Here is a 9,931-nt window from a genome sequence, read left to right as displayed (position 1 = left end):
CGCCGGCGTCAACGGCGGCGTCATCTCGCTCGACGGCCGTGGCGAAACCCAGCTGGCCCGCGCCACCGCCGACGGCGTCCGCGAGCCCCTCAACCGTCGCGCCACCGTCGACATCAACTTCTGATGACCACGGCCCCGGGAGCCTTCGGGCTCCCGGTCAGCGAGCTGTGAGACCTGACCGCCTCCCGGACCTGTCCGGGAGGCGGTTTTGTTTTGCGCGAAACACGACGGCGGGACGGATGGCGCAGCCTGCAGGACCTAGCGGGCCGGCACGCCCCTGACGACGATCCCGTCCGGCACATCCCGGGCGACGACGGCGCCTGCCCCGATCACAGCCCCCGCGCCGATGCGGCGCCCGGGCAGAACCACGGCCCCCGCCCCGATCAGGGTCCCGGCCCCGACCGACACCCCGCCGAGCAGGACCGCGCCCGGGGCCACATGGACATAGTCGTCGACAACGACCTCATGCTCGACCACGGCGCGGGTATTGAGGATGACATGGTCGCCGATCCGGACCACGGGCTGGACCACCGCCAGCGCCCCCACCAGGACCCCGACGCCGATCCGGGCGTCCGGCGCAACCACCGCAGCCGGGTGCCGGACGCTGAGCCAGGCGCGCTCGCCTGCCTCCGCCACGAGGCGGCGACGCAGGCCGTTATCGCCCACGGCGACATGCGCGGAGAAAGCCCCGGGCGGAGCCTCGGCGGCCCAGGCGCCCGGCAGGGGCGCTTCGCCGGGGCAGGCCGGGGCCACGAACAGCGCAGGTCCCCCGCCTCCGGCGCGCCAGGCTTCGGCGACGACACGGGCGTGCCCTCCGGCCCCGAAGATGAGCAGATCAGGCGTGGCGACGGTGGCGGTCAACGGCGGCGCTGCCGACAGCGCATCAGCGCCCGGTCGCCAGCGGCGCAGCCGCCATGGCGGGCCGCAGGGCCTCCGCCGTGGCGATGACGACGCTGGCGGTCAGAAGCGCGGACACGAGGGCGATGCCCACCAGCCTCAGGCCTTCCAGCCACTCCCGCGAGTCGTCGTGCATATCGCCCTCTCCTGACGGGAGAAGACCACGCCGACCCGCGGTGTGGCAACGGGGATCAGCCCGTGAACGGGCGGATCAGGATCTCGACGCGACGGTTCATCTGCCGCCCCTCGGCCGTGTCGTTCGAGGCGACCGGATTGCGCGCGCTGGCGCCCGCCACATAGAGGCGTTCACGCAGCACGCCGGCGTTGATCAGGGCTCCCGCCACGGCCGCCGCGCGGCGCTCCGACAGGGGCTGGTTGATGCGATCGCCGCCGGTGGAGTCCGTATGGCCGATCACGTCGACCAGCGACCGGTCGTATTCCTGCAGCACCCCGGCGACGTCGCGCAGGGTGGCGTCGAAGCGCGGATCGATGGCCGCGGAATTGACCGCGAAGGTCACGTCCGACGGCATGCGCAGGATGAGGTTGTCGCCCTGGCGGGCCACGCCGACGCCGGTCCCGGACAGCTCGGCCTCGAGCGCCCGCTGCTGGCGGTCCATATAGGCCCCGACCCCGGCTCCGGCGAGGGCGCCGACCCCGGCCCCGATCAGGGCGTTCTTGCGGCCCTGCTCGCCGTCCGAGGTGTTGGTCAGATAGCCCAGCAGGGCGCCGATGCCCGCCCCGGCCAGAGCGCCGGTGGCCGTATTGTTGCGCTGGGGCGTCGAGCTGTAGGGGTCGGTGGTGGTGCAGGCGGCCAGCAGGCTGGCGACCGCCACGCTCACGGTCAGAATCTTCAGACGCATCTTGGTCTCCCTGGTCCAGTTGCGGGCCATAACGTCGACCTTACGGCCAAGGTTCCCGTCCGCCCAGAGGCGGCGCGCAGCGCGCAGCGTCCCGCCGCTGCGACCGCGCCGACGGCCCGCTGATCTGGCCACAGGGGAGCGACAGGACTATGTGGTCGCGCAAACGTCCTCCCGGAGCCCCGCCATGACCGCCGAGCCCCTCTCCTCCGCCGCCCCGCGCAGCGCCATCGCGCCGGTGTCCATGGCCGCCTGGGCCGGCGACCTGCCCGGCCTGGCCGAGGCCCTCGGCGCCTCGTTCGCCCGCTACGGCTTCGCCGTGGTGTCCGATCACGGGCTGGACATGTCGGCGATCGAGGCCGCCATCGACGACGCCAGGGCCTTCTTCGCCCTGCCGGCCGAGACCAAGATGGCCTACCACGAGCCCGGCACGGGCGGGGCGCGCGGCTACACGCCGTTCGGAAAGGAGGCGGCCAAGGACGCCGACGTCGTCGACCTCAAGGAGTTCTGGCACACCGGCCGCGACCTGCCGGAGGGCCATCCCTACCGCGCCATGATGCGCGACAACCTGTGGCCGGCCGAGGTCCCGACCTTCAAGCCCAATGTCCAGGCCATGTTCCGCGCCATGGACGATCTCGGCGCCGTGCTGCTGCAGGCCATCGCCCGCTATCTCGACCTGCCGCAGGACTGGTTCGCCGACAAGGTCGACATGGGCAACAGCGTGCTGCGCCTGCTGCACTATCCGCCGATCCCGGCCGATGCGCCGGGTGTGCGCGCCGGGGCCCACGAGGACATCAACGTCATCACCCTGCTGCTCGGCGCCGAGGAGGCCGGGCTGCAGCTGAAGGACAGGGACGGCCAGTGGCTGGACATCGCCCCGCCACCGGGCGCCCTGGTGGTCAACATCGGCGACATGATGCAGCGCCTGACCAACCATGTGCTGCCGTCGACAACCCACCGCGTGGTCAATCCAGCCCCGGAGCGGCGCGGCTTCGCCCGCTACTCGACGCCCTTCTTCCTGCACTTCAACCCGGATTTCGAGATCGCCACCCTGCCGTCGTGCGTCAGCGCCGACCGGCCGGACCGCTACCCCGAGCCGATCACGGCGCAGGACTATCTGCTGCAGCGCCTGCGCGAGATCCGGCTGCTGTAATCAGCGGGTGATGCGCAGGTTCTCGATCGAGCCGGCGATACGGTCGAAGGCGGCGCCGATGGCCGAGGCGCTGGTGACGTTGAAGTAGTGGTCCGACGAGGTGGCGCAGCGCTGCATCAGCGCCTGGGCCTGGCTGTCGACCTGCACCGCCACCGTATAGATGATGACGCCCTGGGCCTTCATGTTGCCGCACAGGTCTTCCTGGCCCGGCGTCGGATGATCGAGCCGGTTGTCCAGGGCGGTGCGGCGCTGGGAGTCGCTGCCGCTCGTGATGCCCAGCCGGTTCTGCCAGATGTAACCCTGCGCATTGTAGGTCGAGGCGTTCGGGCTTGAGGTGCTGCTCAGCACGTTCTCGCCGTCGGTCATCAGGATCATGATCTTGAGCAGCCGCTCCTGGCCGTAGGGGCGACCGTCCCCGAACGGCCCGTTGGGCGACAGGGTGTGCCAGCCCCACATGGCCCCGAGCGGCACCTGGGTATTGCCCGAGGCGCCCATGTTGTTCACGGCCGTGCGCAGGGCGTCATAATCATTGGTCAGCCGGATCAGGGGCTGCAGGTCACAGCCGCGGTTGGGGCCGAAGCCAGAGTTCAGGGTCCCGTTCCGGCTGTTGCGGTACTTGCTCCGGCTCTTCAACCGGTCGAACCATTCGTCCGTCCGGTTCGAGCTGCTGATGCTGGAGCGGAAGCCCGAGCCGTCCTCGACATAGTCGTTGGGCTCGGTGTTGCGCCAGTTGCGCCAGGTGTTGTTGTTGAAGTCGTTGTCGGGGATGTCCGGCGCGAAGTAGGGCACGAACATTGTGGCGAGGTTCGTCGTGGTCGGCGAGGTGTCGCGAATGTCGTAGGGCTGCGGCCGCGCCTCGACGCAGCCGCCCCAGGTGGTCCCCAGCTCCTGAAACAGGGTGAAGCGCCCGACCGAGGCGTCGAACAGGCCCGTGGATCCGGTCCCGCCGGTATGCCCGCCGTCATTGGTCATCCACGTCGGACGCTGGCCGTTGTTGGTCGGCACCCGCACTGTCATGGAGAAGGGCACCAGCGAGATCCGCACCGCGTCCGGCTCGACGCTGCGCGCGTCCGCCGCCGCCAGCCGGTCGATCAGGTCGATCGCCGCCGCCTTGGTGTTGGTCAGCTTGGTCCCGGCCATGGAGCCGGTGTTGTCGAGCACCAGGGCCACCTCGACCCGGTTGTTCGAGCGCATCACCTCCGAGCGCGCCGTAACCGGCAGTTCGTCGTCGAGGACCTGGCCATACGGCGGCAGGATGATGTCGGCGATGATGGCGTCCACATCGGCCTTGGCCACCGCCGTGACGACCCCCTCGCGCGAGAGGGTGAAGGAGGTCGCGCTCGTGTCCAGCGTCACCCCGGTGAAGTTCTGCATGTTGGCGCGCAGCGAGGCCATGCCGATGCGGTTGACGCTGGCCTCGTCGACATACTGGGACCGGGCCGCCGCCAGCGCGGCGGCGTCGAGCGCATCCTGCAGGCTGGAGCGGACCGTGGCGGCGCGGTGCAGGTCGACCCCGGCCACCGTCATCATCATCAGCGGCGGCAGGGCGAGGCCGAACACCAGGGCCACGCCGCCGTCCCGGGCGCGCGCCAGCCGGCGCCAGATCCCGTGCCGCCGCGTCCTGTCCCTGCGCTCGCCCATCGCTCGTCCACCCGTCTGACCGCGGGCGGCGCGCACCATCGGGCGCGCGCGTCTCCGCAGCGTGATCCTGGCTCCGACAGGCTTAAGGAATCGCCAGCCCGGCTGGTTAACCGCGGCTGAGCACGCAGGCGTCGAGGCCATCGCGCCGGACGGTCCCGGCCGCGGCCTGGATGCGGGCGGTGCGCCGCCGGACATAGGGGCCGGGCTGGGCCGCATTGTAGCGGCGCGGGCTGGGCAGGACCGCCGCCAGACGGGCGGCCTCCCGGGCGGTCAGCTCGTCCGCCGACTTGCCGAACCAGTGCTGGGCCGCCGCCTCGGCGCCGTAAACCCCCGGCGCGAACTCGGCGATGTTGAGATAGACCTCCATGATCCGGCGCTTGGGCCAGAAGGTCTCGATCAGCACCGTGTAGCCGGCCTCCAACCCCTTGCGGACCCAGTCCCGCCCCGGCCAGAGGAACAGATTCTTGGCGGTCTGCTGGCTGATGGTCGAGCCGCCGCGCATCCGGCCGCCGCGGGCGTTGGCGTCCAGCGCCTTGCGGATGGCCTCCAGGTCGAAGCCATGGTGGCGGCAGAAGTTGGCGTCCTCGGCGGCGATGGCGGCGCGCACCAGACGCGGCGAGATCTCGTCCAGCGACCGCCAGCGATAGGTCTGGGGGTGGCCCTTGAAGGTCTGCTGCACCATCAGCGTCGTGGTCAGCGGCGGCACGAACCGGTGCATCAGTACGCCGCCGAGCGGCAGCGTCGCCAGCACCAGCAGGACAGCGAGGACCAGCCGCCCGCCACGGCGGCGAGCGGGTGGCGGCGGGGCGTCCGGGATAGGGTCGGCGGCGCTCATGGCCAAGCTTTGACGCGCCCGTGCAGGACGCACAAGCGGCTGGGCCCTACTCGGGCTTGATCGACAGCTGGAAGGCCAGCAGGCCCTCGCTCACGTCCTTGTCGAAGCTATCGCCGCGCAGCTCGCTGGCGTCGATCTCGCGATAGACCAGGCCGACCGAGCTCTGCAGATGACCGCGCCGCCACGCCACGCCGACGGAAGCATCGCCGATGAAGGCGCCGGAGTCATGGCTGACGCCGGACCCGGCGAAGTCGCCATCCCGGGTCCGCGCCCAGTTGTACCCCACCGCCCGGCCGGAGCCGGCGGCGAACAGATACCAGCGGGACCGCTCGCCAAAGGCCTCGCTCCCGTCGCGGACCATGTCGTCCAGGCCTTCGCCGATCCGCAGGGTGGCGCCGGCCTCCAGCGCCCCGCGCCCCTCGGCGAGGTTGATGCCGGCATGCGGGATCAGCGCTACCTCAAGGCCCGAGGCGGTTTCGCCCCGCGCCCCGGCCCAGCCGCGGCGGTAGTTGAAGGACAGCTGCTCGTCCTGCAGCGCGCCCGCAAACGCGCCAGTGGGCGGCAGGGGGGCGCCGTCGGCGCGGCGCCAGTCGCCGCGGCTGGTCAGACGCAGCCGGTCGACGAACCCGTCGCCGACCAGATAGGCCTCGCGCAGGCGCACGGCCTCGACCCGCCCGTCGGGGCTGAAGTCGAGGGGCTCCAGCGGCTCGAGGGGCGACCCGAACGGCGCATCCATGCGCACGGCGTAGGTGGTTTCGAGGTCGACCCGGACGATCAGGTCGGCGATCGGATCATCGCTGCGGCGCAGGGCGCCCGCCGCGTCGGCCCGGGGATCATCGAACAGGTTCGGAAGTCGCGCGGCGCCGGAGAAGTAGGGACGGGCGCCGTCGGCCTCCTGGGCCGTCGTCGCCGGAGCCGCCATCAGGGCCGCTCCACCTCCCACAAGTGCCGCAATCACGGCGCGCATTCGGTCTCCCCGTCCGTCAGCGTCAGACCAGACTAACCCGAAAGGGCGCGCCCGTCATCTGACGCTTTCGCGACACATTTCAACGACCGGTGGAACGGCGCGCGTGAGGGGAGGTTCCCGCGCACCGGCCTTTCACCTCACTGGCAGGCGAGGCATTCGTCGTAGTCGGTCCGCGCCACGGCGAAGAGATCCGGCTGGTTGGGATCGACCGTCTCGGCCTCGTCCTTGTCCTCGGCGCCGGCGAAGGCGGCCCGCTGCACCGACTTGGAGCGCAGATAGTAGAGCGATTTCACGCCCTTCTCCCACGCCGACCAGTGCAGCATGTGCAGGTCCCACTTGTCGACGTCGCCGGGCAGGAAGACGTTGATCGACTGGGCCTGGCAGATTTCCGGCGTCCGGTCGGCGGCCAGTTCGACCACCCAGCGCTGGTCCAGCTCGAAGGCGGTCTTGAACAGGGCCTTCTCCTCCTCGTCGAGGAAGGTCAGGTGCTGCACCGAGCCTTCCTGCTCGAGGATCGAGGACCACACCGCCTCGGTGTTCTGGCCCTTCTCGTCGAGCAGGCGCTCCAGATAGGGGTTCTTCACCGCAAACGAGCCCGACAGGGTCTTGTGGGTGTAGATGTTGGCCGGGATCGGCTCGATGCCCGCCGAGGTGCCGCCGCAGATGATCGAGATCGAGGCGGTCGGGGCGATCGCCAGCTTGTGGCTGAAGCGCTCCATCATGCCGCGCTCCTTGGCGTCCAGGCACGGCCCCTTTTCCTCGGCCAGCAGGCGGCTGGCCTTGTCGGCCTCGCGGCGCAGGTGCTTGAACAGGCGCATGTTCCAGCTCTTGGCCATGGCGCTTTCGAAGGCCACGCCCTGCTGCTGCAGGAAGGAATGGAAGCCCATCAGGCCGAGGCCTACCGAACGCTCGCGCTGGGCCGAATAGACCGCGGCGCGCATCTCCGGCGGCGCGCGGCGGATGAAGTCCTCCAGCACATTGTCGAGGAAGCGCATCACGTCCTCGATGAAGCGCGGTTCCTCGCGCCATTCGAGGAAGGTCTCGGCATTGACCGACGACAGGCAGCAGACCGCGGTGCGGTCGATGCCGAGGTGGTCCTTGCCGGTGTGCAGCATGATCTCGGAGCACAGGTTGGACTGCTTCACCGACAGGCCCAGCTCGCGCTGGTGCGCCGGCATCTGGCGGTTCACCGTGTCGGAGAAGATCAGATAGGGCTCGCCGGTCTGCAGGCGGATCTCGAGGATCTTCTGCCACAGGGTGCGGGCGTCCACCGTCTTGCGCACCTCGCCGGTCTTCGGCGAGACCAGATCGAACGGCCGGCCGTCGCGCACCGCCTCCATGAAGGCGTCGGTGATGTTGATGCCGTGGTGCAGGTTCAGGGACTTGCGGTTGAAGTCGCCCGACGGCTTGCGGATCTCGAGGAACTCCTCGATCTCCGGGTGGTGGATGTCCAGATAGACCGCCGCCGAGCCGCGGCGCAGCGAGCCCTGGGAAATGGCCAGGGTCAGGGAATCCATGACCCGGATGAAGGGGATGATGCCCGAGGTCTGGCCCGCGCCCTTGACCTTCTCGCCGATCGAGCGGACGCCGCCCCAGTAGGTGCCGATGCCGCCGCCGTTCGAGGCCAGCGCCACGTTCTCGTTCCAGACGCTCTGGATGCCGTCGAGGCTGTCGCCGACCGAGTTGAGGAAGCAGCTGATCGGCAGGCCGCGGTTGGCGCCGCCGTTGGACAGCACCGGCGTGGCCGGCATGAACCACAGGCGCGAGATATAGTCATAGATGCGCTGGGCGTGGTCGGCGTCGTCCGAGAAGGCCGTGGCCACCCGGGCGAACATGTCCTGGTAGCTCTCGCCCGGCAGCAGGTAGCGATCCTCGAGGGTCTTCTTGCCGAAATCCGTCAGCAGGGCGTCGCGCGAGCGGTCGATCTGGATCGACCGCACCACCGCCAGCTGCGGCCGTTCAGGCGTGATCGAGACCTCCGGTCCCGCCGCCACTTCCGATTTCAAAGCTTCGACGCCAGCCATGTTCGTCCTGATTCCTGAACGCTTCGGTGAACCGATCCCCACGCCTCGACCACATCATCTAGTGGCCGAAGCGCACCCCGAGCCCACATATGGGGCGCAGATGGTGAACAGGAGGTCAACGGCTTGACGCGGCTTTTCCCGGCGAATCAGTCGCGTGACGGGGGATGACCCTGTGGACAGGCCGTGACGCTGGCGCGACGCGCGGCCGCCGTACCGGCCCGCTGGAGGTCACGATCGCGTGAGCGCGGGAGCCGACGCCGGCGCTGCGGCGACGGCGCTGCGGCCAAGCGTCCCGGCGGCCGCTAGACTGCCGCCCATGCTGGATCCCCTGCGCCGGAAGCTGGCCGGCGAGATCGTCGCCCTGTTCAACGACCCGGCGCGGGGCGAACGGCCGGTGACGCGCCGGCCGGACGGCCTGTTCGGGCCGGACTCGGTCGCCTGGCGGGTGCACGGGGACGTGGTGTCGATGATGGCCGGCGGCGTCTCGGGCCTGTTGCTGCAGATGCTGCACCCGCGGGTGCTGGCCGGCGTCTGGGACCATTCCGACTTCCGCAACGACCTGGCCGGCCGTCTGCGCCGCACCGCCCGCTTCATCGCTCTCACCACCTATGGCGGGCGCGAGGAGGCGGAGGCCGCCCTCGCCCGGGTGCGCGCCATCCATGGCCATGTGCACGGGACCCTGCCCGACGGGACGCCCTATGCGGCCGACGACCCGGAGCTGCTGGCCTGGGTCCATGTCACCGAGACGCTCAGCTTCCTCGAAGCCTGGCGCCGGCTGGTGGAGCCGCGCCTGCCCCGGGCCGACCAGGATCGCTACGTCGCGGAGATGGCGGAGATCGGCCGCCGCCTCGGGGCGGATCCCGTGCCGGGGTCTCTCGGCGAGGCGCGGGCCCTGCTGGCGGCGATGCGCCCGCAGCTGCGCGTCGACGCCCGCACCCGCGAGGTGGCCGGCCTGATCCTCAACCCGCCGCCGCTGGCCCCGGCGCTGCGGCCGTTCCAGCGGCTGACCCTCGACGCCGGCGTCGACCTGCTGCCGGACTGGGCGCGGCGGATGCACGGCCTGCCGCCGCCGGCGCTGACGCGGCCGGGCGGCCGGGCGGCGACCATGGCGTTGGGCGGGGTGGTGCGCTGGGCCTTCGCCCGGCCGGCCTGAGGGGCCGGCAAAGCCCCCTCGTCAGGCGGCGATCATGCGCTCGACCTCGCCGACGAGGTCGCGCAGGTGCACCGGCTTGGACAGCACCTTGGCCTGGGGCGAGGCCTGGGCGGCCGACAGGGCCACCGCGGCGAAGCCGGTGATGAACATGATGCGCAGGCCCGGCTGGCGCTGGGCGGCGACGCGCGCCACCTCGATGCCGTCGGCCCCGGGCATGACGATGTCCGTCAGCAGCAGGTCATAGGGGCCGTCGTCGAGGGCGACGATGGCGTCATCCCCGTTCTCGCAGTCGACGACCTCGTGGCCGGCCTTGACCAGCGCCCGGGCCAGGAACCCGCGCAGGGAGTTGTCGTCTTCGGCAAGCAGGATACGCGCCATCTGGTCTTGTCGCCCCGAGCTACTGA

General features: G+C 70.7%; 10 protein-coding genes. 2 read left to right on the top strand and 8 right to left on the bottom strand.

Annotated elements, in window-relative coordinates:
• Positions 1-258: 258 nt before the first annotated feature.
• From VGN74_RS10035 to VGN74_RS10025, 3 genes are read right to left on the bottom strand one after another with little or no spacing between them, the layout of a single operon-like run.
• Positions 259-861, bottom strand: a complete 603-nt coding sequence (locus VGN74_RS10035; protein WP_327447687.1) for a NeuD/PglB/VioB family sugar acetyltransferase — start codon at positions 859-861, stop codon at positions 259-261.
• Positions 862-883: 22 nt separating this feature from the next.
• Positions 884-1,033, bottom strand: a complete 150-nt coding sequence (locus tag VGN74_RS10030; RefSeq protein WP_327447685.1) for a hypothetical protein — start codon at positions 1,031-1,033, stop codon at positions 884-886.
• Between the two features lie 55 nt (positions 1,034-1,088).
• Positions 1,089-1,757 carry an OmpA family protein gene (locus tag VGN74_RS10025; protein ID WP_327447683.1) on the bottom strand — a complete coding sequence of 223 codons (669 nt, stop codon included), beginning with the start codon at positions 1,755-1,757 and terminating at the stop codon, positions 1,089-1,091.
• A 184-nt stretch (positions 1,758-1,941) separates the two neighbouring features.
• On the opposite strand from VGN74_RS10025, the gene VGN74_RS10020 reads away from it, so the two are divergent.
• Complete coding sequence (locus tag VGN74_RS10020; RefSeq protein ID WP_327447681.1) at positions 1,942-2,907, top strand: isopenicillin N synthase family dioxygenase; 966 nt, start codon at positions 1,942-1,944, stop codon at positions 2,905-2,907.
• Here the strand turns inward: VGN74_RS10020 and VGN74_RS10015 are convergent, their stop codons facing one another.
• The 4 genes from VGN74_RS10015 to VGN74_RS10000 form a co-directional block, all read right to left on the bottom strand.
• Positions 2,908-4,548 carry a pilus assembly protein gene (locus VGN74_RS10015; protein WP_327447680.1) on the bottom strand — a complete coding sequence of 547 codons (1,641 nt, stop codon included), beginning with the start codon at positions 4,546-4,548 and terminating at the stop codon, positions 2,908-2,910.
• 106 nt (positions 4,549-4,654) lie between these two features.
• The gene (mtgA, locus tag VGN74_RS10010) at positions 4,655-5,383 is read right to left on the bottom strand and encodes a monofunctional biosynthetic peptidoglycan transglycosylase (protein ID WP_327447678.1); all 729 of its coding nucleotides are present in this window, start codon (positions 5,381-5,383) and stop codon (positions 4,655-4,657) included.
• A gap of 46 nt (positions 5,384-5,429) precedes the next feature.
• Positions 5,430-6,305 carry a lipid A-modifier LpxR family protein gene (locus VGN74_RS10005; RefSeq protein WP_327447676.1) on the bottom strand — a complete coding sequence of 292 codons (876 nt, stop codon included), beginning with the start codon at positions 6,303-6,305 and terminating at the stop codon, positions 5,430-5,432.
• Between the two features lie 182 nt (positions 6,306-6,487).
• A complete protein-coding gene (locus VGN74_RS10000; protein WP_327447674.1) occupies positions 6,488-8,374 on the bottom strand; it encodes a ribonucleoside-diphosphate reductase subunit alpha in 1,887 nt (628 codons plus the stop codon).
• A 316-nt stretch (positions 8,375-8,690) separates the two neighbouring features.
• On the opposite strand from VGN74_RS10000, the gene VGN74_RS09995 reads away from it, so the two are divergent.
• Positions 8,691-9,527, top strand: a complete 837-nt coding sequence (locus tag VGN74_RS09995; protein WP_327447672.1) for an oxygenase MpaB family protein — start codon at positions 8,691-8,693, stop codon at positions 9,525-9,527.
• A 21-nt stretch (positions 9,528-9,548) separates the two neighbouring features.
• On the opposite strand, the gene cpdR is transcribed toward VGN74_RS09995, so the two are convergent.
• A complete protein-coding gene (gene cpdR, locus VGN74_RS09990) occupies positions 9,549-9,905 on the bottom strand; it encodes a cell cycle two-component system response regulator CpdR (RefSeq protein WP_327447670.1) in 357 nt (118 codons plus the stop codon).
• Positions 9,906-9,931: the final 26 nt, after the last annotated feature.

Source organism: Brevundimonas sp., from assembly GCF_035998205.1.
Lineage (GTDB): Bacteria > Pseudomonadota > Alphaproteobacteria > Caulobacterales > Caulobacteraceae > Brevundimonas.
Note: the sequence above shows the minus strand (reverse complement) of the source record. Positions and strands in the feature narration are given on the sequence as shown.